We start from the raw sequence: 25,733 nt of genomic DNA on the forward strand, positions 1-25,733 counted from the left end.
CCTTAAAACTACAACAAACAAATCGATTGAACGGAGTGTTTAAATGAAAAAATTTCTGGTCCTATTTATTACTCTATTTTTTATGATTACAGGATGCTCCAATTCAGAATCAGGTGTAAACCAAGAGAAAGAACCTGAATTATTGGAAGTTGACCTTATTGCTCCAGAAGATCTTCTTATAGGTAACGAAGTCGTTCTGGCAGCGGAAGTCACACAAGGCGAGGAAAAAGTGGAAGACGCTGATGAAGTCAAATTTGAAGTTCGCAAAGTTGGAGACGAGGATTCGGAAATGATTGATGCAACTCATCAAGGAAAAGGCATTTTTGAAATTAAGAAAACCTTTAAAGAAGATGGGGAGTATATGGTAACGGCTCATGTTACTGCAAGGTCGATGCATAATATGCCAAGTGAAAAAATAACGGTTGGAAATCCTGCTGGAACTGGCAGTGATACAGAACATCAACATAGTGAATCTACAGACTCCCACGAGAATGGGGATACAACAGAGGGTAACCACCATCATGGTAATGTATCAATTGAACTGGATACTAACCAAGACTTTAAAGTGAATCAGAAAGTGAATCTGTCAGCTCAAATTAATAATGAAAATCAGCCTTTGACAGACGCAAGAGTCCGATTCGAGATCTGGTATGGCGAAGATTCCAACCATGAATTTGTCGACGGAACTGAAATGGGAAATGGTGTCTATATTTATGAAAAAGTTTTTCCGAAAACAGGTACTTATCATATAAAGGTTCATGTTGAAAAGGGTGAGATTCACGACCATAAAGAAGAAGCAATTACAGTTAGTTAAGGATATACAACTTTTAAAGAGATAAGTGACTAGAGCGTTGATCCAAGATTAACGCTCCTTTTGTTGCGCTTAATTAACAATCTGGCAAGATCGTTGAAAATGTCTTGTTGGAAAAGAAACACAGTTGGGTAAGGGCTTATTCTTTGTGTCGCTACGGGATATTTAGAGGAATGTTTTGAAGAAATTCAATTTTAAAAAATATTCTTTTTTATAAGTTGTAAAAATGAACAAAGTATAATAAAATAACTTAAAAGTTAATTCATACTAATTTTATAGGAATAATATAAATATTACATGAGGGGATAGAAAGGTGGGTGGAAAAACTTGAGTCAGAATCCAATCATTAAAGTTAATCAAGTAAGTAAAAGCTTTCCTAACAACAATAAGATTACGAAAGTTTTGGACGATATTTCACTTGATATCAATCATGGAGAAACCATTTCTATTCTAGGTGAAAGTGGCTGTGGAAAAAGCACTCTGTTAAACATTATCGGTGGCTTTGAGGAGGCAGATGCAGGGCAAGTCGTATTAGAGGGAAAACCTGTCACCAAGCCAACTCGTAAATGTATCATGCTTTTCCAAAACTATGGTTTGCTCCCATGGAGATCTGCACTAAAAAACGTTGAACTTGGCCTGGAGGGCTTGAACCTTAATGCTAAGGAGCGAAGGGAGCGCGCTTTACATTATTTAGCGCTGGTAGGTCTAGAAGATAAAGGCGAATTGTTCCCCCATGAGGTTTCAGGTGGGATGAAGCAAAGGATTGCGATTGCAAGGGCTCTTGCACTACAGCCTGAGATGATTCTCATGGATGAGCCGTTTGCTGCGCTGGACACATTCAATCGCTATTATCTTCAAGACGAACTCCTTAGAATTCAATCACAGGAAAAAACCACTATTGCCCTTGTTACACATGATATCGACGAAGCCATCTATTTGTCGGATCGGATTTTTATCATGCAAGCCAATCCAGGCACGATTCACAAGGAAGTCAAAATCCAATTGTCAAAACCTCGTGATCGAAGCCACAGTGATTTTCAGCATTACAGGAAAATGATCTTCGAAGAATTCCATTTTAACCGTACGAATCCAACGATTGAGTATCATATCTAAACATTTAAAAGGTGAAGGAGAATTTACATGAAAAAGCCCATTAGAAGATTCATCCTGCTTATGCTGGCAGCTGTCCTTACCCTGTCACTAGCTGCTTGCGGGTCAGGCAGCAGCAAATCAACAGGAGATGGCGAGAAGAAAACGGTTAAGATTGGCTATCTGCCAATTACACATGCTGTACCGCTTTATATTGAAAAAGAAATGCAAGAATATGAGAATTTTAATTTGGAATTGGTGAAATTCGGTTCGTGGCCTGAACTGATGGATGCATTGAATACAGGCAGAATTGATGGAGCTTCTGTTCTGGTTACATTAGCGATGAAGGCAAAGGAACAGGGGATTGATTTAAGTGCCGTCGCATTAGGGCATCGTGATGGAAATGTATTCGTCACCGCTAACGATATTAACAGCGCAGAGGATTTAAAAGGGAAAACATTTGCTATTCCGCATAAGTTTTCGACTCACAACATCTTGTTGTATCAAATGCTAAAGCAAAATGGGCTTAAGTATGAAGATGTAAAGGCAGTTGAAATGCCGCCTGCCGAAATGCCAGCCGCTTTGTCTGAAGGAAGGATTGCCGGTTATGTAGTGGCAGAACCGTTTGGTGCCATTTCAGTTGCGATTGAAAAAGGCAAGGTCCTTTATCAGGATCAGGATGTTTGGAAAGACTCAATAGACTGCACCTTAGTGTTGCGCAATGATTTTATTAAAAAGGATAGTAAGGTTGCACAGGAATTTGTTGACCAGTATGTCAAAGCTGGTGATTTAGCAGAGTTAAAGGATGAGCACACCCATGAGATGTCATCCAAATATATGAAGGTTGAAAAAGATGTGCTTGACCTTTCATTCAAATGGATTTCTTATGATGATTTGAAAATCAAGGAAGCGGAATTTGAGGAACTTAGGAAAAATCTCATGGAAATGGGATTAATGGAGAATCCTCCGACTTACAGTGAATTTGTAGATCATTCTTTAATAGATAAAGCGATGTGAGTAAAATGAAATTCAAGACGGTTCTTAATGCGGCCATAGGTTTTTCTTTATTGATTGCAGTATGGCAATTCATCATAGTGATTGGCGATTACGATGAGGCCCTTTTCCCGCCTCCTCTTAAGGTTTGGGAAGGCATAGTTTCCCTTATTTTGGACGGAACTCTGTTTACACATATTCAGGTTAGTCTATACCGGTTCCTAGCAGGCTATTTATCAGCAGTAATAGCTGCTGTCCTGCTCGGCTTGATTCTTGGGCGCCTTCCTTTACTATGGAATGTTCTTGATCCGGTAGCTCAAGTTTTAAGGCCTGTATCGCCAATTGCATGGTCACCATTTATTGTCCTATGGTTCGGAATAGGGGATATCCCGGCCATCGTCATTATCTTTATTGCAGCATTTTTCCCTGTATTGCTGTCAACGGTTTCGGCGGTACGGAAAGTTGATCAGAATTATTTAAAGGTGGCACAGAACCTAGAAATTAAGGGGTTCAAGCTGTTAACTAAAGTTATTTTTCCAGCTGCCTTCCCATACATTGCAAACGGCCTTCATATCGCCGTAGGAACTGCCTGGGTCTTTCTTGTGGCAGGAGAGATGGTTGGAGCGCAATCAGGATTGGGGTATTTGATTATCGATGCAAGAAACTCCATGAGACTTGATTTTGTCATGGCGGGCATTGTGTTTATAGGAATTTCCGGTTTGCTCCTGGATAAGGCCGTTGGTGTCTTCGAGGCATGGATCAACCGGCAATGGGGGATTGGAAAAAATTAATCAGAAAAGACAGAGGGCATGATCGCTCTCTGTCTTAATGATGTTTTATTTTAGTCCAGTTGTGTCTACTGTTTCAAGTTCGATTGCTTCTAGTTCATCGACATTTCTTTTACAGTGTGGACAATAGTAGGCTAATTCCACTTCATGCTTGCACTCTGTATGAATTAATTTCTTGTAGCATTTATCAAGATTGTTCCTGCCCCACATGATCATGGCATTAAAAACTCCTTCGAGTTCTTTGCCGCTTTCTGTAAGCCTATATTCATACCTTGGGGGATGCTCTGAATATAGTGAAGAGCTTACAAGTCCCGACTGCTCCAAATGTTTTAAGCGGTCTGACAGTATATTGGATGAAATACCATTTAGTTCTTTCTTTATTTCATTAAAAGTGGTTCTTCCTGCTAAGATTTCGTGTAATACCAGTAAGGTCCACCGATCTCCAATGATATTAAGGGTTTGAGCGATATTGCATGGTAAATCATATTTAGATTCTCTCATAGATAAAACCTCCGAAGCTTGGATAAATAAATCATATCATAAAAATTTTCAAACAACTAAGTTGTTTTTTATAACTTAGTGTAATAAAATAATCTATAAGTAATACCAAGTAAACGGATTGGATATATATAATAAGGAGGAATGAAGGAATGGCAACTTTATATTTAGTGGAATCAATTTTTAACAGTGCAGTAAAAGATAAAGAGTCCTTTGAAAAAAAGGCCGGTGAGATCCGTGATGAGTTAGGTAAGCAAAATGCGACATTAATTGAGGTCCAAGTAGCAAAGGATTTATCCCGTGCTTTCTTTATTCTTGAGGCGGAAGAACGAAATGTCATAAATGAAAGTCTAAGGACATTAGGTGTTCCTGTCACTTTAATCAAGCCTGTCCGTCTTGTTGGCAGAGATTTAGAAGAAGTGAAAAAACAGGCTGACAAAGTTAATTACCTTGTTGAATGGAACCTTCCAGAAAATCTGACAATGGATGCCTACCTAGAAAGAAAATCCAAGAATTCCGTTCACTATTCGGAAGTTCCTGAAGTGACATTCTCAAGGACCTATGTATGTGAAGATATGACAAAATGTCTTTGCTTCTATGATTCTCCAGATGAGTCTACAGTCAAGAAGGCTCGCGAAGCTGTTAGTGCGCCAATCGATACGATTACTGAATTGTCATAAGTCCGGAACCTCCTTCGCTGGAGGTTTTCTTCTTAATAAGGGATGAAAAGGGAGAGGGAAGCTTTGAAAGATATGACGAGTTTGGCGGTCTTAATCCAGGAACAGCTTAAGCCATTCGTGCGAAGAATTGACGCTGAAGCCTACTATGCAGAGGGATTTTTAAAAAGCATTGGCAAAGCTGGATTCTTGAATTCCGATACTGGGGTAGACTTTTCAACAGAAGTCCGTGTGGTAGAAGAAGTATCTAAAATCTGCATGACAACCGGTTTTAACCTTTGGTGCCACCTTGCCTCATTAACCTATATCCGAAATAGTGAAAATAGGTATCTAAAGGAAGAAATTTTACCGCAGTTGGAAAATGGCCAGTTTCTGGGCGGGACCGGGCTTTCCAATCCGATGAAGTATTATGCCGGGCTGGAAACTTTGCATTTAAAAGCGACCAGGACGGACAAAGGATATATTGTGAATGGGCAATTGCCTTCTGTTTCAAATCTGGGGAAAGATCACTGGTTCGGCATTATTGCCGAGGTTAGCCCTGATCAAAGAATGATGGCAGTGGTTCCGTGTAATGCACTAGGGCTTACCCTGAAAGCAAAGCTCGAGTATTTAGGCGTAAACGGCAGTGCCACTTATTCATGTGCTTTTGATGAAGTGGCGATTCCTGAGGAATGGGTCGTCTCACATGATGTCGACTCATTCATTGTTAAAATAAGGCCGGCCTTCGTGCTTTATCAAATACCGCTTGGTTTGGGAGTGACGGAGGCATCCATTGGTTCCATCCGTCAGGTTTGCAATAAGCAGGGAGGCTGCAACGATTTCCTTCCTATTCAGCCAGATGAACTAGAGAAAGAATTAGAACAAATCCGTACGGAATTGTATAAACTCGCTGACGGACGAGAGCTCTTGCAACAATGGAAGGCCCTTCTTCAATTACGGCTTCGCACTGCTTATCTTGCTTCAAAAGCTGCTCATGGAAGCATGCTTCATCAAGGAGGAGCAGGTTATCTGAAGTACAGTGCACCATCAAGAAGATTAAGAGAATCATATTTTCTCTTGAATCTGACTCCTACCGTTAAGCATCTTGAAAAAATGCTCCAAATTAAATAGGGACGGTTGAAAGGCGCAGGGGACGAACCCTGTGCTTATTTTTTTGCTAGACAAAAAATCTGAGTCCTTGAATATCTGAAATAGTAATTTTACGAGTAATAAGTATTTTCAATAGAAATAGAGAAGGCTGAGCAATTATAGGTCAACATCTTGCACAAAAAGATTAGGGAGGTGACAGAGATTAACTTGACTAGGTGCTAATTAATGGAAATTTCTGCTTTAAATGCTTTCCGTGTTGTTTTAAAATAAGTGAAAGTTGAAAGAAATGAAGTGATAATATGAAACTTAAAATCCGAGTTCCTTTTTTTATAATGGGACTGATCCTTTTTAGTTACGGTATAGTTGTGGCAATAAAGGTTAAGTACTTAGGGGTCCACCCGTGGGATGTATTGAATATTGCCCTTTATGATAAGTTTGGGATGACAATCGGAACATGGAACGTGATTTTCGGTATCATGTTGGTTCTTGTAACGCTTTTGATTGATCGTACTTATGTTAATATTGGTACTTTTATAAATGCACTGATGGTTGGCACGATGGTTGACTTTTTTCTCTGGCTGGATGTTTTGCCTCAGGCTTCCACGCTCATCTTTGATATTTTGATATTGCTGCTTGGTATTGTGATCATGGGCATTGGAGGAGGAATGTATAATGCTGCTCGAATCGGATCAGGGCCAAGAGACGGATTTATGCTTGCGATTTCAATTAAGCTCGGGTATTCAATCAGCAGAGTACGAATCATTGTTGAGAGTATTGTACTGGTGATTGCCATATTACTGGGCGGACCGGTCTTTATTTTCACCTTTATTTATACATTTATCCAGAGTCCTATTTTCCAGGCTGCCTACAAGGTGTGTACAAGATGGATTGAAAAGTTATCTGGCTCAATAAATAAAAAGGTAATTTCTATGTAATGAAGGGATTGAGGAGACTTAGGGACAGCGTCTCTTAAATCGTAAAAAAACACCTTGTGGGACAGCAGAAGCGTCCCCTTGTTCAATGGTAGGAGGAAGATGAGAATTGGGGGATGATAGTATGATCAAGCTGATAAAATATGAAAATCTCTTGCAGTTTAAAAAAGATGTATCATCCTTTTTGGAGCAGGATGAAGTGGTGAATAATTTGTCTCTGGGAGTGCTGAATTCCGCTGAAAAAACTCCGCTGTTAATGGCAGTCGTGCAAAGGGATGAAGAAATTGTATGGGTGATGATTCAGACTCAGCATGATAAGATCATCTGTTCAAAAGCTGCTTTACTTTCGCCTGACGAACTTCGATTGATTGCTGAACAGATGCATCACGAATTTAAGAGTATACCTGGTCTTGTAGGTGATCGGAAATTGATTGTCGAACTTTCTGGTTATCTTTCTAAGCTAAGAAATGTGACGGCAACCGTGGAAATGAATCAGGGATTATACAAGCTGGAAAAGGTGAAGAAGAGTATTTTATCAAAAGGTAAGCTTCGGGCACTGACAGAACAGGAACAGGGTCTTGCAAAAGAGTGGGTGTATCGATTTTGCGAAGACGTGAACCTGCCGATTTCCATGGATGAAGCGGATTCAAAAGCCGACGATTTGATTCGAAAAGGACGATTGATGGGGTGGGAAGTAGATGGGGAGATTGTTTCGATGGCAAATGGCTCAAGGCCAACGGAAAGAAACATCAACATCAATTTTGTCTACACACCCATCAAGCATCGAAAGAAAGGCTTTGCTTCTGATTGTGTTGCAGCAATCTCCCAAATGATGTTGGATCAGGGCTACCAAACAACTAGTCTGTATACCGATCTCAGCAATCCTACTACAAACAAAATCTATCAGGAGATTGGATATGAGTGGGTTACAGATTCAGTTGTGATGAGGTTAGAAGAAAAACCATGCTCTTAAAAACAATCTGGTTCGACGTTTGGAAACCTTTTATTTTGCTGGAAAAAATCAGCTGTTTTTTCCAGTTCGCTATAAAACAAAAAAAGTCGCTATAAAAATGAAAAACTCGCTATAAAAACAAAAAAGTCGCTATTAAACCGAAAGTCCTACTATAAAAACGATAAAAAGGAGTTTCCATGGCTGCATATAATGTAATTCTATTGGATTTAGACGGAACGATTACAGACCCGAAAGTCGGAATTACCAAATCCGTTCAATATGCATTGCGGAAAATGGGTAAAGCTGCACCTAACGTCGATCAACTTGAAGGTTTTATTGGGCCTCCCCTTCAGGTTTCATTCGCTGAATACTTCGATTTTGATGAACACCAAACTGAGATGGCCATTGATTTTTACAGAGAAAGGTTTAAGGAAAAGGGGATATTCGAGAATGAGTTGTATCCAAACATTCCTGATCTATTAAAGTTTTTAAAAGAACAGAGTTTTAGTTTGGCTGTCGCTACTTCCAAACCTACCGTCTTTGCTGATCAAATATTAAAGCATTTTAAGATTGAACACTATTTTGACCTTGTTGTTGGAAGTAACCTTGATGGAACGAGAACATCAAAAACAGAAATCATTGAGTACATACTAAATGAGTACCACCAGCATATGCCGGAAGATTTTATTATGATTGGCGATCGGAAACACGATATTGAGGGTGCCTGTAATAACGGGATTGACTCAATAGGAGTGTTGTATGGATATGGATCTCTAGAAGAGTTAAGAAACTCCCGGCCTGTGTATATTGTCGAGAGCGTTGAACAGTTAAGGGAGGTTTTGATGGGGAGTCGCGTCAAATAATTAATTGGCGAAGCACAGGGACGTACCCAGTGAATCCTTTTAAAGGCAAGGATGGTAGCAGGAGAAACGTCCCCATGCTTCCTGAATTGTTCTGTAAAAGAGTTGATGGGAGTGGGGAATATAACAAGTTGGTGGATGATAAGCGAGCTACAACGTATCGTATGTAGATAAAAGCAGAGGGACAGATTCTCTGTTCATAAAAGAGCAGTATCTTCCCTCTGTTTCAGGCTGGACCTCCGTGCAAAACCAGCAGAAATGTCTCACTGTTTTGTAGGCAGCATGATTCGGATGGTTGTGCCTTTTCGGGGTTGGCTTTGGCCTTGGATAGTCCCGTTGTGGAGGTGGACGAGTTGTTTCGTGATGGCCATGCCAAGTCCTGAACCGCTTCCTGTTTCGCCGGTGTGAGTTCCTCTGTAATAGCGGCTGAATAGTTTTTCGAGTGTGGCGCTTTCCATGCCAATGCCATCATCTTCAATAGTAATGACAATTAAATGGTCCTCTATGGTGGTCAGTGTAACCGAAATGGCGGTGCCAGGCGGATTATATTTAATGGCATTGGCGATGACATTATCCATAATGCGCTGAAACCATTTTGGGTCAATGGAAGCAGTAATTGAATCAGGATACGGAGTGAAATCAAATGATTTGTCTTGATGGGCGGGATCATTAATGTAATGGATGATGATCCGCCGAATAAATTCGTTCAAATCGGTCGGCTCCTTGGCAATTGGCAAAGCATGGTTTTTGAGCCGGTAGGTTAATGTTAGGTCCTCCAGCAGGTCCATCATATAATCTGATTTATCGGCCATAATGTGAGCAAATTCCCTTGTTTCCTTTTCTGACCAGGAATAGTCAGTGGAGGCGAGCATTTGGGCGTAGCCCGAAATGGAAGACAGCGGCGTTTTTAAATCATGGGAAAGGCCACTGATCCATTCTTCTCTCGTCTGGGCCATGATTTTCTGCTGTTTTTCATTTTGCTTCAGTGTTTCGGTAAGCTGAGATAGCGTTGCAATTAATTCTTTATATAGCCGGAACTTTCTTTTCAATTTTCCTTTTCTGTTTCGAGTTACCGGCCGGTCATGAACATCGGTCGGCTCCTGATAAACTCCGCTTCCCAGGTTTTGGATCCAATTCATTAAAGTCAGCAGAGGCACTCCAAATTTTCGCGCGTACCACAGTGTTCCGGCAAGGAGCAGCAGGAATGCCACAAGAAAAATGACCATAAGACTTTTGTTTAAGGAATCAAACATGCCTTTTTCCAAGGCAGATGTCTTATTAACTGCTGGAATCCCTACAAGGATGGCTTGTTCTGTGCTTGGGTCAAAATGTAATGCTGTGGAGCTTTCTTCCGTATGTCGCTTTGTGAAAAGCCTATTGACTGTGTACTCGTTGTCTTGATTTTCAGCTCCATATTCATCTACTACATTTCCTTCAGGGTCTATAAGTTGGACCCAACCATTCCTTTGGGATAGTTCTCTTTGGATCTTCTCAGATAACTTCAATTTTTGGAGTTCCCAGTCAACGGTTGGTGAGATTTGTTCCAAAAGTTGTTCTTCCAACTGTATTTTTCCGAAAAGGATATAACGCTTTTTATCTTCAAGCTCCCAATAAGTATATTGAGCTGACCCGCTGCTTCCTCCTAAAGTGAGGGAGGCAATTTCACTTTCCTTTAAAAATTCAGGAGCTTTTCCTGGCATATTATAAGTTCCCAGGACTTTTCCCTGATCATTGATGGAGAGAAGCCATCCATTCTGTTCCTTTGCGAGGATTTTCAGCTCGTCATCAAAAACAGCCTTCTCTTCCTTGAAGCTTACATGGCTGGATACAAAAAAATCTTCGGCCTTAGAGAGGTCCTGTCTGGATTCCATATCCATCAGAGAATATCCAAGAAAAGCCCAAAATGAGAGCAGTATGATGAAAAAAAGGACAAAAACAGTAATTAATTGAAAAAAGAATTGATAGATGAATCTTCTATGTATGTTCATGATTGCTGCCTTCCGGTACGAATTTATAGCCGAGGCCCCTTATTGTAATAATATGGCTAGGATTGCTCGGATTGATTTCGATCTTCTCTCGCAGCTTTCGGATATGCACCATGACCGTGTTGTCCTCACCAAATCCTTCTTCTCCCCATACTTGCTCGTATAGCTGGCTTTTGCTGAATAGCTGGTTGGGATGTTTACTTAGAAAAAGAAGAAGCTGATAGACTTGGGCTGGCAGGTCTATTTTTTTTCCTGAAACAGTAACCTCGCCTGCTGATGTATTAATCTTAATTCTGCCAAAATCATAGATTGTCTGTACGGAAACAGGTGGACTTCCTTTATGCCGTCGCAGGTGTGCCTTGATGCGGGCAGCGACTTCAAGCGGGTTAAATGGCTTCGTGATATAGTCATCCGCTCCAAGGGCAAATCCTGAAAGTTTATCAAGGTCGGTAGAACGAGCGGTCAGAAAGAAGATGGGAGCAGCAGTTGTTTCTCTGATTAAAGGGCAAATATCAAAACCGCTCCGGTCAGGGAGCATCACATCCAACAGAATAAGGTCATAGGTCTTCGTCCGGCAAAGCTCCAATGCTTCTGCGGCGGTGGAGGCAGTATCGATTTGATTGAACTGTTCACGCTGCAAAATGGTGGTCAGCATCTGCAAAATGGCTTTTTCATCATCCACCAGCAGCAATTTTGAATCTTGCATGAATGTATTCTCCTAATCTAGATTTTTCAACCCTATCATAACATTTCATTTCCAAAAATATAGGAATTAAGGAAAAATTAAGGTAGTATTTCGGTGTGGTTAAGGTTGAGAGGATATACTTTAGTCAGAACAGGCTGAAGGGAGTCAGGATTATGTTTGTCATGTGCAAAAGAGAGTTTGTTAGCCTTTTTAAAGGGATTAAATCCATCATAATGATTGGTATTTTATTCGCTGTGTCGTATTATTCAGCGAAGTTTTCCAGTTTCCTATTTTCCACCATGGAGTTAAAGGCAAGCGAGGCTGAGGATATTCATACGATCGGCCTTTTAGTTGTCATTTTGCTGCTTGGACAATTATTCGTGTTTGGTTTGTCCCACGACACAATCAACAGAGAAATTCACGAACGGACGATGAGATTTCTGGTGACAAGGGTATCACGATCATCTATATTATTGGGGAAATTTTTAGGAATATGGATGTTCTGGTGTGTCTGCCTTGTGGTGTCCTTTTTGCTTGTCAGTATCTATTCCAAAAAGATTGATCTGTTTATTTTTTCTCAGACAGTGAGCCTGGTCACGTACCAGGTCGCTATCGCTGTATTGTTATCTGTTCTTATTCCAAGACCTGGTTTTACCATGTTCCTGGGCAATATCCTTGGGCTGCTCCTGCCTATTTTAGGGTTTTGGACTACGTTCTCGCAAAATGGCTGGGTAAACTGGGTGAAGTTCTTTATTCCTTTTTACTATCTGGAACGGGATGATTACACTTTTTTAATCATATTTGGGTTGGCTGGTTTGATGGTGCTGGTTGCAGCCGCTGTTTTTAAAAGGAGGGAATGCTGATGAATGCGATCGAAACGAAACAGCTTTCAAAAGCGTATGGCGGCCATAAGGTGGTCAAAGGAATTGATTTATCAATAAAAAAGGGAGAAGTATTTGGTTTTTTGGGGCGTAATGGAGCAGGGAAATCAACCTTTATTAATATGCTTACAGGCATCATATCACCTAGCGGCGGTTCCTACTCACTCCTCGGGATTGAAGGTCCGGATCACAAAGTGATGAAACAAGTGGGAGTCATGCCGGATTACTCATCCTTTTATACATCATGGACGCCAATGGAACATCTGCGTTTTTTCTCAGAGTTATCGGGCAGCAAGGCGTCAAAAGTGAGGTGCAGGGAGGTCCTTGGAAGGGTGGATCTTTTACAGCATGCCAATAAGAAAACGGGGAAGTTCTCCTTTGGCATGAAAAAGAAATTGGGGATTGCTCAGGCTATTATTCATGACCCGGAGCTGGTGTTCCTTGATGAACCTACGTCAGGGATGGACGCAGAATCGGTTATTCAGGTTCACCGTCTCATTAGGGAACTCCAAGAAGAGGGAAAGACGATTTTAATGACTTCACATAACCTGGATGAAGTGGAGAAGATTTGCACAAGGATTGCGATTATGCGGGATGGAATCATCGATAAGATTGGGACAATGGAGGAATTACGGGCCTATTACCGGTCGACCATGACGGTCAAAATGAAACATTCGATTGTGCCAATACAGGAACAAGCTAAGCTGAAGCAGTGGCTTGAGTCTGCGGGTACCTTGCTCGAACATGGGGAAGCAGTTACCGTCATCACGATCGGTGATGAGAAAAAGATTGCTGAAATAATCAGGGCGTTTACCCAATGCAAAGCGGATGTTTTGCGGGTGGAAGTGGAAGAACCATCGCTAGAGGACATTTTTTTAGATGAATAGAATGGCAGATAGGAGATTTATATGCTAGTAGACATTAAAGAACCTCAAAACTCCATATCCCGTAAAGCTATCAATGTCTGGATCATCAGCGAAATCATTCAGAACTTCATTGGATTTGCGGTTCTGGGGATTTTGTTTTATCTGGATGATCGATTTTTATGGAAAGAATGGATTGGCTGGGTGTTGATACTCCTATTGGCTATCTCGATTCCAGCGGCAATTTGGGCTTTCATTTCTCCATATATTCAATATAAAAGCTGGCGTTATGAAGTGGATGAAGAATTTGTCCAGCTGAAGTCAGGGGTCTTGGAGGAGAAGCACCTGCTGATTCCCATGACAAAAATACAATCTGTTGAAACGGTACAGGGACCACTTATGAGGAAATACGGTCTATATTCAGTGAGCATAGGAACAATGGGATCCACCCATGTTATTCCGGCTTTGCCAAAAGAGGAGGCTGTCTCCTTACGGAATCAGATTGCTAAATATGCCAAAGTGAAGGATGAGGACGAATGAGACAAGCAAGAAGATATCATCCTTTTCGTATGTTATTTGGACTCATCCACCTACTAAGAAATACTGCGTTTCTCGCCTTGTTTTTATTTGTGATGAAAGCCGATTCGCAATCCTTTTTGATCGTATGGGGAAGGAAGCTCTTTCTCCCTTTTATCGCATTGTCCGTTATATCGATTTTTCTGAGATGGCTATCTGAGAAATACGATGCGGCGGATGGCCATTTTCATGTATATAAGGGTGTTTTTATTTCTTCCAGGCAAACGGTACCCTTCTCGAAAATCCAAAATATTAGCAGGCATACCTCGATTGTCCACCGTATTTTGGGTGTCACTTCACTTACCTTTGAGACTGGCATGGATGGGGAAAATTCACAGATTAAATTTACAGTGGTTACTCACGGAGAAGCTGACAAGCTGGAAGGGGCGCTTAGGGAGGGAATGCCAGAAGATTTTCGCGGAGAGGATGAAACCGATGGGCGGACGATTCATTTTACACCTGAAAGGAAGAATATAATAAAGGCAGCCATTTCTTCATTGAGCTTTCTTGTTTTGATTTCTTTCGGAATTTCTGTTTACACGAAGGCCTCGGATATTTGGGATGTAAAGGAGGGGGCATTGAGTTTTCTTCAAGGATTTCTTGATTCCTGGCCCATATGGTTGGCTGGCCTTACAGTTGTGATCCTATTGTCTGTCTTATTCGGTTTTTTATGGACCTATCTGAAATATGGCAAATACGAAATTTCTTCTGATCAAGAGCGGATCTATATTCGCAAAGGCCTTTTGGAGGAGACGTCCTTTACGATCTCTAAGGAAAGGGTACAGGCGATTGACATCAGGCAGAACTTGATGAAGCGTTTGACAGGTGTAGCGGCCGTCACATTGTCTACAGTTGGAGATACAGAGGCTGGGGAGGAAAAGGATGGAGCCAACTCGCTGTTTCCCTATCTTCCTGTTAACCTCGCCTGCAAAATTGCAGAGGAAATCCTGCCCGATTATACCATTTCACAAAACATGATTCCGCTGCCTAGAAAAGCTTTGTGGGCCAGCCTTTTGACGCCAAGCTGGATCTGGATGATGGCATCTGCACCACTCTTTTATTTCAAGCCGGAAATACTTGGCTTCGAGAAAACCTGGATCATTCTTACTGTCATTCTCTTCATTCTGGTCGTAATGGGAAGAGTTTCAGCATTTTTCAATGCGCGTTATCTGATCCATGGAGAGTTTATACAGTTTAGGACGGGCATCCTCGGCACAAGAGTATTTATTTCGAAGCGCAGCAAAATAATTCAAGCGGAGATCACCGCAACCCGATGGCAAAAAGCCTTCGGACTCGCATCCATACAGACCGTCAACAGAGGAAAACCTGTCCAGCATTCAGGCATAAAAAACATACCAACACAAACAGCCAACTCCTTCTATTCCTGGTATAAAAGAAGGAACAACCAAATAAAAACAAGATAGCCAGAAAATGGGGCTAAACTTAGAGACGGTTCTAGTATTTTTGACCGTTAACAGAACCGTCCATTTGTCACTATTTTAAAAAAAGTCAAAAAAGAATTTGACAAAAAGATTTTCACCTGATAATTTTATAATTAATAAAATTCTGGAAAAATAAAATCGATGACGAGAAGAGTAAGATGAGTGCCCTGTTCCACAGAGAGTCGGTAAATGGTGAAAGCCGATGTTCAGAACTGATCCGAAAATCATCTCCGAGATGCAATGCTGAACTTTTTCAGTAAGTGTTGCCGGGTGGTCCGCCGTTACAAGGAACGCGTATGATTGTACGTTGATTGAGTGCCGTAATGTGGATTTTTTTATCCATAAACGGAACTAGGGTGGTATCGCGAGCTAAACTCGTCCCTATTTTAGGGACGAGTTTTTTTGTTTTTCAAAAAACATATGGAAATGAGGAATGGATGATGAAGGAGCAATTGATCTTTTTGAATGGCCAGTTTGTCAGTAAGAAAGACGCTGTTGTATCGGTGTATGATCATGGTTTTCTATACGGAGATGGTGTCTTCGAGGGGATTCGAGTGTATGAAGGCAATGTGTTCAGGCTTCAGGAGCATGTTGATCGCCTGTATGACTCGGCGAAGTCCATTATGTTGTCCATTCCTTACAGCAAACAGGAGTTAAGCGATCTTGTGGTTGAGACTTTGAGAGTGAATGACCTGTTGAATGCCTATATTCGCGTGGTTGTTTCCAGGGGAGTAGGAAATCTGGGCCTCGACCCGGCTTCCTGTTCAAGGCCGCAGGTCATCGTCATTGCGGAGGAGCTTGCATTATTCCCGAAAGAGTTATATGAGTCAGGCATTGAGATTGTCACGGTGGCCACGAGACGGAATCGCTCGGATGTGCTTTCGCCTAAAGTGAAATCATTGAACTATTTGAATAATATCCTTGTCCGGATTGAGGCCGGTTTATCCGGGGTGAATGAAGCGCTGATGCTGAACGATCAGGGCTATGTGGCAGAAGGCTCTGCGGATAATGTTTTTATCGTAAAAAATGGCGAGATCCTGACGCCTCCCGGGTATGTGGGAGCGCTGGAAGGGATCACGAGAAATGCCATCATGGAAATCGCCCGCAATCTTGGGTTCTCGATGAGGGAGGAAGTTTTCACAAGGCATGATGTCTATGTGGCCGATGAGGTCTTTTTAACCGGGACGGCGGCAGAGGTCATTGCGGTTGTGAAGGTGGATGGCCGAGTGGTCGGTGATGGAAAACCAGGTGCTGTCACAAATCAACTTTTAAAAGAGTTCAGGAAAACCGTCGTTGAGGACGGAGTCAAAGTCTATGAACAGCAAATTGTATAGAGATAAATCAAGGGGGGAATTTCGTATGCGCAGTGACATGATCAAAAAGGGAGTTGACCGCGCTCCGCACAGAAGCTTGCTTTATGCAACCGGCGTGAAATTAGAGGATCTGGAGAAGCCTTTCATTGGCGTGTGCAATTCGTATATCGATATTATTCCGGGGCACGTCCATTTGAGGCAGTTCGCGGATGTGGTCAAGGACGCAATCAGAGAGGCGGGCGGGATTCCGTTCGAGTTCAATACGATTGGCGTTGATGATGGGATTGCGATGGGGCATATCGGCATGAGGTATTCCCTGCCGAGCAGAGAGCTGATCGCTGATTCAGCCGAAACCGTCATTAATGCCCATTGGTTCGATGGTGTTTTCTACATCCCGAACTGCGACAAGATCACTCCCGGGATGCTGATGGCGGCAGTGCGGACGAATGTCCCTTCTGTATTTGTTTCGGGCGGCCCGATGGAGGCTGGGGTTTCCAGCACCGGGAAGCCATTATCGCTTGTATCTGTATTTGAAGGCGTAGGAGCCTATCAATCTGGGAGAATGTCTCAAGAGGAATTGCTGGATATCGAGCAGAATGCTTGTCCTACTTGTGGCTCATGCTCGGGCATGTTCACGGCCAACTCTATGAATTCACTGATGGAAATGCTCGGTGTTGCGCTCCCAGGTAACGGCACACTTGTTGCGACATCGGAAGAGCGCCATCAATTAATCTATGAGGCAGCTCGCCATTTGGTCGAGATGATTAAAAAGGATATCAAGCCAAGAGACATCATCACCAAGGAAACGATTGACGATGCCTTTGCGCTGGATATGGCGATGGGCGGATCGACGAATACGGTCCTCCATACGCTTGCGATTGCGAATGAAGCGGAAATTGACTATGACTTGAGCCGGATTAATGAGGTGGCAAAACGGATTCCTTATTTGTCTAAAATCAGCCCGGCCTCCGATTATTCGATGCAGGATGTCCATAATGCCGGTGGTGTCAGCGCGATTATCAAGCAGCTTTGTGAAATGGAAGGAGCTGTACACCCGGACCGGATCACCATCACTGGTAAATCACTTTATGAAAATGTAAAGGATGCCGAGGTTCTAAATGGTGATGTCATCCGCAGCAAGGAAACAGCCTATAGCCCTGTCGGCGGTTTATCTGTTCTGTTTGGGAATATCGCACCAGATGGAGGCGTCATCAAGGTTGGAGCAGTGGACCCTTCCATCAAGACTTTTAAAGGTGAAGCGATTGTCTATGAATCTCAGGATGAGGCTTTGGCTGGAATCGAAGGTGGCGATGTACGTGAGGGACATGTGGTTGTCATCCGCTACGAAGGGCCAAAAGGTGGTCCGGGAATGCCGGAAATGCTTGCGCCAACAGCCGCGATTGCCGGAAGAGGCCTGGAAAAGAAAGTCGCCCTGATTACAGATGGCAGATTCTCAGGAGCCTCAAGGGGCATTTCCATTGGACACATTTCACCGGAAGCGGCTGAGGGCGGGCCAATCGCCTTTGTTGAAAATGGAGATCCTATTTTCATTGATTTAGAGGAAAGAACCATTTTCCTGGAGGTTCCTGAAGGAGAATTACAGGAGCGGAAAGCACAATGGAAACAGCCGGAGCCGAAGATCAAGAAAGGTTATCTGGCTCGCTATTCCAAGCTCGTCACCTCAGCAAGCACGGGTGGCATCCTGAAAATTTAATAGATAACTCGATGACGAGGTTAAGGGAAATTTGAAAACATAATAGAGAACTCGATGACGAGGTTTAGGGATTGGATTCCGTATTCACAGAGAGCTGGTAGCGCTGGAAGCCAGCAATACGCCAATTCCTTCATCCCCTCTGAGTGCTGACCTGAAATACCAGTAGGGCCAGCCGGGTATACACGGATGTATACCCGTTATCAAAAAGAGACAGTTCAGATCCTTTTTTTAAAAAAAGTGACCTGAACTGCCTTTAAAGGCTGTGTCTTGCAAGAGATGCAGCGAATGAGGGTGGTACCGTGGAATGCTATAAGCCTTTCACCCCTGCACAATGATTGATGTTGTGTAGGGGGAAGGGTTTTTTATTTTGCTTTGATTGATCAATAGGAAGAAAAGGAGGAAATGGGGATGGAAGCGAAAGAGCCAATGGTAACTGTTGAAGCAGAAGTAATGAACATGAATGGGGCGGATCTCTTCATCCAGGCACTGAAAAGTGAGGGCGTAGAGCTATTGTTCGGCTATCCCGGAGGAGCTGTTTTGGGCATTTACGATGCTCTGTACCGGTCACCGATCAAGCATGTTCTTGCGCGCCATGAACAAGGAGCGATTCATGCGGCTGAAGGGTATGCGCGTGTTTCCGGAAAGCCCGGAGTCGTGATCGCTACCTCGGGACCAGGCGCAACCAATGTCGTGACAGGAATCGCCGATGCGATGATGGATTCACTGCCGCTTGTCATTTTTACAGGGCAGGTTGCCTCACAGGTTATCGGAACAGATGCTTTCCAAGAAGCAGATGTAGTCGGGATGACAGCACCAATCACAAAGCAGAATTACCAGGTGAGAAGGATAGAGGATTTGCCAAGGATCGTGAAGGAAGCCTTCCATCTGGCGACAACAGGACGTCCGGGCCCTGTATTGGTCGATATACCGAAGGACCTTACAGCACTACAGACTTCCTTTTTGCCAGAGGCTGAGATCCACCTGCCAGGATATCGGCCAAGAGTCAATCCAGATCCATCACAGGTAGATCACCTGCTTGAAGCAATTAAATTATCCCGGAAGCCTGTCATTTTGGCCGGGGCAGGAGTTTTGCATGCTAGAGCATCGGAAGAATTACTTGCTTTTGCTGAACAGTATCGATTGCCTGTCGTCCACACTTTGTTGGGCCTCGGTGGATTTCCGGCACAGCATCCGCTGTTTTTGGGTATGGCAGGGATGCACGGCTGCTATACCGCGAACATGGCCCTTTATGAGTGCGATCTATTGATCAATATCGGTGCCCGTTTCGATGATCGTTTGACAGGCAATTTGCAGTCCTTTGCGCCAAATGCCAGGGTTGCCCATGCAGACATTGATCCGGCGGAAATTGGCAAGAATGTCGAGACGCATTTTCCGATAGTGGGAGATGCGAAAGCTGTCTTGCAGATGATGTTAAGTCATCCTGTTGAAGGAGCGGATTCAAGCCTTTGGCTGGACCAATTAGCGAAAAAAAAACAAGAGTACCCGTACTGGTTTTCTGATAGTGAAGAATTTCTTCCTCCGCAGCATGTAATTGAATTAGTGCACAAGCATACAGATGGTGAGGCGATTGTCACAACGGATGTCGGCCAGCACCAGATGTGGGCTGCCCAATTCTACTCCTTTTCGCAGCCAAACTCCTGGGTCACATCGGGAGGACTTGGAACAATGGGATTCGGCTTCCCGGCGGCCATTGGTGCCCAGCTGGCAAAACCAGATGCGACGGTCATTTCACTCGTCGGGGATGGCGGCTTTCAAATGACGCTCCAGGAACTGATTTTATTAAAAGAATGGAACTTGCCAGTGAAAGTGTTGATCATCAATAATGGCTCACTCGGAATGGTCCGCCAGTGGCAGGAAACCTTTTATGAAAAACGGTTATCGCATTCCGTTTTTGCCTTGCAGCCGGATTTCCTTAAGCTGGCAGAATCTTATGGAATAAAAGCATATCGAGTGAGCAGTAAAGACGAAGCAGAGAGGATCTTCAGTGAAGTTTTAACAGACCGCGAGCCAGTCCTAATTGATTGCCGTGTGAATCCTGAAGAAAAGGTCTATCCAATGGTCGCGCCGGGGAAAGGGCTGCATGAAATGATTGGGGTGAAACCATGAAAAAACGGATGGTCACAGCATTAGTCCATAATCAAAACGGAATTTTCACCAGGCTTATGGGCATGTTCCACAAGCATCAGTACAGAATTGAGAGCCTTGCGGTTGCGTCCGCATACCCGGAGCTGAAGGACGTTTCTAAAATGTCTGTCATCCTCGAGGTTGAAGATGACCATAAGTTTCTGCAGCTGGTGAAGCAGGTCAATAAACAGGTTGATGTCCTGTTTGTCACGGATGTAACAGACGAACAGGTTATCGAGAGGGAACTCGCGATGATGAAGCAGTTGTTGGTTTGATCTATTTTTTAAAAAGGGAGAGGTTGGAATGGTAAAGGTCTATTATCAAGCAGATGTGAATGAGGGCGTTTTAAAAGGGAAGAGAGTTGCTGTCATTGGTTATGGTTCACAGGGACATGCACATGCACAAAATTTACGGGACAGCGGGCATCAGGTGGTTGTCGGATTGCGTCCGGGAAAATCGTGGGCTCAGGCTGAGGAAGATGGATTCAGGGTATTGCCGGTCAGGGAAGCGTGCGAAACAGCAGATGTGGTCATGGTGTTATTGCCTGATGAAAAGCAGCCAGCTGTGTATGAAAAGGAAATCAAACCTGCGTTAACTGCCGGAAAGGCACTTGCATTCGCCCACGGTTTCAATGTTCATTTTCATCAAATTGTCCCACCTGAAGATGTGGATGTGTTCTTAGTCGCGCCAAAAGGGCCGGGGCACTTGGTACGGAGAACCTTTGAAGAAGGAGCAGGAGTGCCGGCATTGATTGGGGTGCATCAGGATGTGACTGGCCAGGCGAAGGAACTGGCATTGGCCTATGCGAAAGGGGTAGGAGCTGCGAGGGCAGGAGTTCTGGAAACGAATTTTCAGGAAGAAACGGAAACCGACCTTTTCGGTGAACAAGCCGTTTTATGCGGTGGCTTGACATCGCTTGTTAAAGCGGGGTTTGAGACGCTGGTGGAAGCAGGATATCAAAAAGAAGTCGCCTATTTTGAGTGTATGCATGAGCTTAAATTGATCGTCGATCTCATGTATGAACAAGGGCTGGAAGGCATGAGGCATTCGATTTCCGATACAGCTCAGTGGGGGGATTTTGTATCCGGCCCGCGGGTTATTAATGAAGAAACAAAGGAGCGCATGAAGGAAGTATTGGAGGATATACAATCAGGCCGTTTTGCAAAAGGGTGGATACTGGAAAATCAGGCGAACCGGGCCGAATTCAATGCGATAAATAACCGGGAAAAGCAGCATCCAATCGAAGAGGTTGGGAAAGAGCTGAGAAAAATGATGCCATTCGTCCAGCAAAAGCAAAAGAGGGAACTCGTTAAATAATCATTTTGAGGTGAGCATATTGGGGATTTGTTAAAGAGCGTTCAGATCGAGGAAGCGATGGAAAAGCTGAAGGATAAAGTGCACCAGACTCCTTTGAAGCAAAGTACGACTTTAAATTACTTAAGTAATGCCGACGTTTATTTGAAACTTGAAAACCTGCAGAAAACGGGATCCTTCAAGCTAAGGGGTGCGATGAACAAAATTTTATCACTGACCGACCAGGAAGTGAAAAATGGCATCCTGGCTGCTTCTGCCGGCAATCATGCCCAGGGGGTGGCCATGGCATCCTCGTTAAGGGGCATCCGATCAAAAATCTATATGCCGAAGCATACTCCTTTTTCTAAGGCTTCTGCCACAAAGGGATATGGTGCGGAAATTGTCCTGGTCGGCGACACATACGATGAATCCTACCAAAAAGCGGCTGAAGAAATGAGCCAGAATGGAAGCACCTTTGTCCATGCATTTGATGATGAGAGGGTCATTGCAGGACAAGGAACGGTTGGGTTAGAAATGCTGCAGCAAAATGATCAGCTGGACGTTATTTTTGTGCCGATTGGTGGTGGCGGGCTGATCTCAGGGGTGGCACTCGCCATCAAAGCCATCAAGCCATCCGTTAAAGTAATTGGTGTGCAGGCAGTTGGGGCGCCTGCCACCTATCAGAAATTTTCCGGACAGAAATTGAAGTCACCACATGCTATCCACACGATAGCTGACGGGATCATGGTGAAGGAACCCGGAATCATAACCTATCCAATCATCGAAAAGTATGTAGACGAAATCGTAACCGTAACCGATGAAGAAATCGCCCATGCCATCATGTTCATGCTTGAAAGAGAGAAGATGCTTGTCGAAGGAGCAGGCGCCGCAGCATTGGCCTCTATTTTATACAAAAAGGTCCCGGTCGACGGGAAGAAAGTAGGATGCATCATCAGTGGCGGGAATGTCGATCCGGTAAAAATTCCGATCTATAAGGAACTATCCAATCGAACGATGAGGCTATACTATACAGGTTAATGAAATGTCTTCTTGGTAAAGTTTCGTCCCGTGAATCGATCTGCTAGCCGAATGTTGCGAATAAGAATCAACCTCCAGGAGAAAATACAGAATAAACTCTTGGAGGAAAAACGATGAGAGAACGTAAGGACAAACAGAAGCATAGCCAAATGATGAACAGTGTCCAAAATGAAGAGTTGCTGGAAATCACCCAAACAGAATCTGGCTTGGAATCCGTTACAGAAGGTACTGACTATATGTCGGGAGATAAAGAGAATTCCCCAAACTGTGGCGGGTTATGAATGAAGTTGCTGCAAGAACACAGAAGCAGGTGCCTGAAAAAAGGCACCTGCTTTTTCCCTTTCCCTGCTAGTACACAGGAAGGACTCGGAAGTAGTTGCTCCATTTAGGGTTACGGAACACCGAAACCGGGATGAAGTTCCGTTCATTATAAAAATTAATAGAATTTTCATATAAGTACTTGTAATCTATAATTAAGGTATACATGGCTGGGATTTGGCTAGTTGGTCAGTTCCGGTTTTTTCAGGTTGAAGGGGATGAGAGTATGACAGATAAAGAGATTCTTTTTCGAAAAAAGGCATCTGACTATTATATAGTGCTAATTGGTCTTCTGGGGTGGGCATTTATTTTGTATTCGATTCCTTTTGCGCCTTTTCCGGAAAAGCCGATTGTGCTGATCCTTCTGATTGTATTAATGTTGCTTGCGGAGTATTTTCCGATCCCGTTATTTTCGATCACAATGTTCAGCACGATGACATTCCCGATTCTATATATCATGAATCTTTATTTTGGTATTTATACTGCCACCGTCACCTTTGCGTTTGTGCTGATTTTTGAAGCTTTCCATCATAAAAGATCTCTTCGTTCAACCGTGTTCAACATTGCCCAGTATACGCTATCTCTTGTGGGGGCGGACTGGCTGATCAAGGTATGGATTAGCCAATATCCATTAGGTGATCCATTCTCAGACCTTCTGATTATTTATGCTTTTACTTCGTTCTATTTTCTAATCAATAATGTCCTGAATGATATCCTCTTTACCATACGGCCTTTCCCTTTTACAAAAAAAGAGTGGAAGAGCAAAGCTTTACAAGAGTTGTTTATTTCCAAACTGTCTATCGTCTTACTCGCTTTTCTTGAGATCTATACAAATTATCTTCCTGAGAACGTCATTGATTTTACGACTATTCTTTTTCTAACCCTTTGGATCGGGATCACCACGACCAGTTCCATCCTGACAAAAGCAAGAATAGAAAGAAAGAGATTGGATGCCCTATCCCTCCTTAGTACGGAATTGAACAGGATCAATACAAAGGATTTCGGTGAAAAGAAAAGCCTTCTTGCCGAAACCTTCAATGCCAATGCTTTTGTATTACTGGTTAAGGAACATAATGCCTGGAACCTTTTGCTTAAGGATGGGCAGGTAAAAAGCGAGGTCACATTGAGTGATGAAATGTCACTCTATCTTGATGAAATTTCTGAAATGACCGTTGTGACCGAAAAGGAAATAGAAAAGCTGCCAAGCAATAGTATCTTTAATAAGATGGTGCTCTCGCAGATCTTTTCACCTCTTATTATCGACAATGAAAAAGTTGGGATGTTGATTGTTGGCAGAGTAAGTGGAATTGGTTTTATCCATGATGAGATTCGTTTATTGACCGTATTATCCAATGTCCTGGCAAGTACATTGAAAACGAGATCGCTCATCCTGGAAAATGAAAAACTTTTGATCGTGGAAGAACGCAGCCGAATCGCGCGCGATATTCACGATGGCATTGGCCAGTCATTGGCAGGCATCGTCTTTCAAATGGAATCTTCGCTGCGAAAAATGAGTGTAGCTAAAGAGAATCTTCCTAATGAACAGATTGAACAATGGATAGTTAAACTTAGAGACAGCCTGAAAGAGCTTCGTCAATCCATCTATTCATTAAGAACATGCCCCGTGGAAAAGCATGGGCTGAAGCGGGCGATCGAAGAAAAAATCCACAAAATAGAGTTGGAAAAAGAAGCAAATATCACTTTTACCCAGAAGGGCGAGCCTTACTCTTTAGGCTATCAAGTAGAAAAGGTGATTTATGATATTTTCCAGGAAAGCCTGCAAAACTCTGTAAAACATGCACAGGCAGATAAAATCGAGGTCATGCTTAAATATGGCCGTGAACAGACGATGATCAAAATCAAGGATGATGGAATTGGCTTTTCATTATATGACAAGTTGATAAAAGGACAGACGGAACCTCATTTTGGCATCCTCACGATGAGCGAGCTCGCGCATGATTTCGGAGCCAAACTTGAGATTGACAGTGCTGAGGGAAAAGGAACGGAGATTCGGCTTGGCATACCACACATTATTAAAGGGGTGAGAGAGTATGATTAACGTTATGATTGTGGATGACCACACAGTTTTGAGGGATGGGATCCGCAGTATTTTGGATGTTGAAGAGGACTTGCTCCTCGTAGGAGAAGCAGATTCAGGGGACGGTTTATTAGCGAAATTGGATACCATTGTGCCAGATGTGATCGTTTTGGATATCAACCTGCAGGATAAGAATGGGATAGAATTCATTTCGCTGATCAAAGAAAAGCATCCAGCTTGTAAAATACTAATCTTGACGATGTTTGATCATGATGAATACCTCAAATCGGCCCTCCGTGAAGGTGCGGATGGATATTTATTGAAGGATGCTTCCTCCATGGAAGTCATTGACGCCATTCGGAAAATCCACAAAGGGGACTCCATCATTCACCCTAAGATGGCAAGTAAATTGATTTCCTATCACAGGATCCAAAGCGACTTTACCCACCAGGAAAATGAATTGACCAACAGGGAGAAGGAAGTCCTTAATGAATTAGTCAGAGGGAAGTCCAATAAGGAAATAGCTGCACAGCTATCCATAAGCGATAAAACGGTAAAAATCCATGTGAACAAAATCTATAAGAAACTAAACGTGAACAGCCGCTCTCAAGCCATTATCTACGCCGTGCAAAATAAACTGGTTCCCTATTTGAATTAACATCAAGCTGCCTTTATGGCAGTTTTTTTTGCAAAAAAAATGAACTCTATAACCTTAGTACTATCACGCCTATAATCAAGTATCTAGAAAGATAG

The 25,733-nt window shown here is 43.0% G+C and carries 25 protein-coding genes and 1 other annotated feature; of the genes, 22 read left to right on the forward strand and 3 right to left on the reverse strand.

The window, feature by feature from the left end:
* Positions 1-43 precede the first annotated feature (43 nt).
* The 4 genes from RH061_RS02855 (at position 44) to RH061_RS02870 (ending at position 3,684) form a co-directional block, all read left to right on the forward strand.
* Positions 44-814: a FixH family protein gene (locus RH061_RS02855; RefSeq protein WP_311073798.1), complete on the forward strand. Its 771-nt coding sequence runs from the start codon at positions 44-46 to the stop codon at positions 812-814.
* 324 nt (positions 815-1,138) lie between these two features.
* Positions 1,139-1,924, forward strand: a complete 786-nt coding sequence (locus tag RH061_RS02860; protein ID WP_311073800.1) for an ABC transporter ATP-binding protein — start codon at positions 1,139-1,141, stop codon at positions 1,922-1,924.
* Positions 1,925-1,951: 27 nt separating this feature from the next.
* A complete protein-coding gene (locus RH061_RS02865) occupies positions 1,952-2,917 on the forward strand; it encodes an ABC transporter substrate-binding protein (protein WP_311073802.1) in 966 nt (321 codons plus the stop codon).
* Between the two features lie 5 nt (positions 2,918-2,922).
* Positions 2,923-3,684, forward strand: a complete 762-nt coding sequence (locus RH061_RS02870) for an ABC transporter permease (protein ID WP_311073803.1) — start codon at positions 2,923-2,925, stop codon at positions 3,682-3,684.
* 45 nt (positions 3,685-3,729) lie between these two features.
* Here the strand turns inward: RH061_RS02870 and RH061_RS02875 are convergent, their stop codons facing one another.
* Positions 3,730-4,182: a winged helix-turn-helix transcriptional regulator gene (locus tag RH061_RS02875; protein WP_311073804.1), complete on the reverse strand. Its 453-nt coding sequence runs from the start codon at positions 4,180-4,182 to the stop codon at positions 3,730-3,732.
* A gap of 149 nt (positions 4,183-4,331) precedes the next feature.
* Between RH061_RS02875 and RH061_RS02880 the strand changes: the two genes are divergently transcribed.
* The 5 genes from RH061_RS02880 (at position 4,332) to RH061_RS02900 (ending at position 8,692) form a co-directional block, all read left to right on the forward strand.
* Positions 4,332-4,859 (forward strand): DUF4242 domain-containing protein, encoded by a 528-nt coding sequence (locus RH061_RS02880; RefSeq protein ID WP_311073806.1) that lies wholly within the window; start codon positions 4,332-4,334, stop codon positions 4,857-4,859.
* 72 nt (positions 4,860-4,931) lie between these two features.
* Positions 4,932-5,966 carry an acyl-CoA dehydrogenase family protein gene (locus tag RH061_RS02885; protein ID WP_311076244.1) on the forward strand — a complete coding sequence of 345 codons (1,035 nt, stop codon included), beginning with the start codon at positions 4,932-4,934 and terminating at the stop codon, positions 5,964-5,966.
* A gap of 278 nt (positions 5,967-6,244) precedes the next feature.
* Positions 6,245-6,880, forward strand: a complete 636-nt coding sequence (locus RH061_RS02890; protein ID WP_311073807.1) for a YczE/YyaS/YitT family protein — start codon at positions 6,245-6,247, stop codon at positions 6,878-6,880.
* Between the two features lie 121 nt (positions 6,881-7,001).
* Positions 7,002-7,850 (forward strand): GNAT family N-acetyltransferase, encoded by an 849-nt coding sequence (locus RH061_RS02895; RefSeq protein WP_311073808.1) that lies wholly within the window; start codon positions 7,002-7,004, stop codon positions 7,848-7,850.
* A 176-nt stretch (positions 7,851-8,026) separates the two neighbouring features.
* The gene (locus RH061_RS02900; protein ID WP_311073809.1) at positions 8,027-8,692 is read left to right on the forward strand and encodes an HAD family hydrolase; all 666 of its coding nucleotides are present in this window, start codon (positions 8,027-8,029) and stop codon (positions 8,690-8,692) included.
* Positions 8,693-8,952: 260 nt separating this feature from the next.
* On the opposite strand, the gene RH061_RS02905 is transcribed toward RH061_RS02900, so the two are convergent.
* A complete protein-coding gene (locus tag RH061_RS02905) occupies positions 8,953-10,677 on the reverse strand; it encodes a sensor histidine kinase (protein ID WP_311073810.1) in 1,725 nt (574 codons plus the stop codon).
* The gene (locus tag RH061_RS02910; RefSeq protein ID WP_311073811.1) at positions 10,664-11,380 is read right to left on the reverse strand and encodes a response regulator transcription factor; all 717 of its coding nucleotides are present in this window, start codon (positions 11,378-11,380) and stop codon (positions 10,664-10,666) included. Before RH061_RS02910 ends, RH061_RS02905 begins: the two co-directional genes overlap by 14 nt.
* Before the next feature lie 152 nt (positions 11,381-11,532).
* Between RH061_RS02910 and RH061_RS02915 the strand changes: the two genes are divergently transcribed.
* The 13 genes from RH061_RS02915 (at position 11,533) to RH061_RS02975 (ending at position 25,638) form a co-directional block, all read left to right on the forward strand.
* Complete coding sequence (locus tag RH061_RS02915; RefSeq protein ID WP_311073813.1) at positions 11,533-12,222, forward strand: ABC transporter permease; 690 nt, start codon at positions 11,533-11,535, stop codon at positions 12,220-12,222.
* The gene (locus RH061_RS02920; protein ID WP_311073815.1) at positions 12,222-13,127 is read left to right on the forward strand and encodes an ABC transporter ATP-binding protein; all 906 of its coding nucleotides are present in this window, start codon (positions 12,222-12,224) and stop codon (positions 13,125-13,127) included. Before RH061_RS02915 ends, RH061_RS02920 begins: the two co-directional genes overlap by 1 nt.
* Before the next feature lie 21 nt (positions 13,128-13,148).
* Positions 13,149-13,643, forward strand: coding sequence for a PH domain-containing protein (locus tag RH061_RS02925; protein WP_311073816.1), 495 nt, complete (start codon positions 13,149-13,151; stop codon positions 13,641-13,643).
* Positions 13,640-15,103 (forward strand): PH domain-containing protein, encoded by a 1,464-nt coding sequence (locus RH061_RS02930; protein ID WP_311073818.1) that lies wholly within the window; start codon positions 13,640-13,642, stop codon positions 15,101-15,103. Before RH061_RS02925 ends, RH061_RS02930 begins: the two co-directional genes overlap by 4 nt.
* Positions 15,104-15,253: 150 nt before the next feature.
* Positions 15,254-15,507: a binding site (T-box leader), on the forward strand.
* Positions 15,508-15,561: 54 nt separating this feature from the next.
* Complete coding sequence (gene ilvE, locus RH061_RS02935; protein ID WP_311076245.1) at positions 15,562-16,455, forward strand: branched-chain-amino-acid transaminase; 894 nt, start codon at positions 15,562-15,564, stop codon at positions 16,453-16,455.
* Between the two features lie 25 nt (positions 16,456-16,480).
* A complete protein-coding gene (gene ilvD / locus RH061_RS02940; protein ID WP_311073820.1) occupies positions 16,481-18,148 on the forward strand; it encodes a dihydroxy-acid dehydratase in 1,668 nt (555 codons plus the stop codon).
* 408 nt (positions 18,149-18,556) lie between these two features.
* Positions 18,557-20,275 carry an acetolactate synthase large subunit gene (gene ilvB / locus RH061_RS02945; RefSeq protein ID WP_311073822.1) on the forward strand — a complete coding sequence of 573 codons (1,719 nt, stop codon included), beginning with the start codon at positions 18,557-18,559 and terminating at the stop codon, positions 20,273-20,275.
* Positions 20,272-20,568: an acetolactate synthase small subunit gene (gene ilvN / locus RH061_RS02950; protein ID WP_311073823.1), complete on the forward strand. Its 297-nt coding sequence runs from the start codon at positions 20,272-20,274 to the stop codon at positions 20,566-20,568. Before ilvB ends, ilvN begins: the two co-directional genes overlap by 4 nt.
* 28 nt (positions 20,569-20,596) lie before the next feature.
* Positions 20,597-21,610, forward strand: coding sequence for a ketol-acid reductoisomerase (ilvC, locus tag RH061_RS02955; RefSeq protein ID WP_311073824.1), 1,014 nt, complete (start codon positions 20,597-20,599; stop codon positions 21,608-21,610).
* Between the two features lie 27 nt (positions 21,611-21,637).
* On the forward strand, positions 21,638-22,624 hold the full coding sequence (gene ilvA, locus RH061_RS02960) for a threonine ammonia-lyase (protein ID WP_311073825.1): 987 nt from the start codon (positions 21,638-21,640) through the stop codon (positions 22,622-22,624).
* A 113-nt stretch (positions 22,625-22,737) separates the two neighbouring features.
* Positions 22,738-22,905: a hypothetical protein gene (locus RH061_RS02965; RefSeq protein WP_311073826.1), complete on the forward strand. Its 168-nt coding sequence runs from the start codon at positions 22,738-22,740 to the stop codon at positions 22,903-22,905.
* Positions 22,906-23,168: 263 nt separating this feature from the next.
* Positions 23,169-25,001 carry a sensor histidine kinase gene (locus RH061_RS02970; RefSeq protein ID WP_311073828.1) on the forward strand — a complete coding sequence of 611 codons (1,833 nt, stop codon included), beginning with the start codon at positions 23,169-23,171 and terminating at the stop codon, positions 24,999-25,001.
* The gene (locus RH061_RS02975) at positions 24,994-25,638 is read left to right on the forward strand and encodes a response regulator transcription factor (RefSeq protein WP_311073830.1); all 645 of its coding nucleotides are present in this window, start codon (positions 24,994-24,996) and stop codon (positions 25,636-25,638) included. Before RH061_RS02970 ends, RH061_RS02975 begins: the two co-directional genes overlap by 8 nt.
* Positions 25,639-25,733: the final 95 nt, after the last annotated feature.

Origin of the sequence: Mesobacillus jeotgali (assembly GCF_031759225.1) — a bacterium.
Taxonomy (GTDB): domain Bacteria; phylum Bacillota; class Bacilli; order Bacillales; family Cytobacillaceae; genus Mesobacillus; species Mesobacillus jeotgali_B.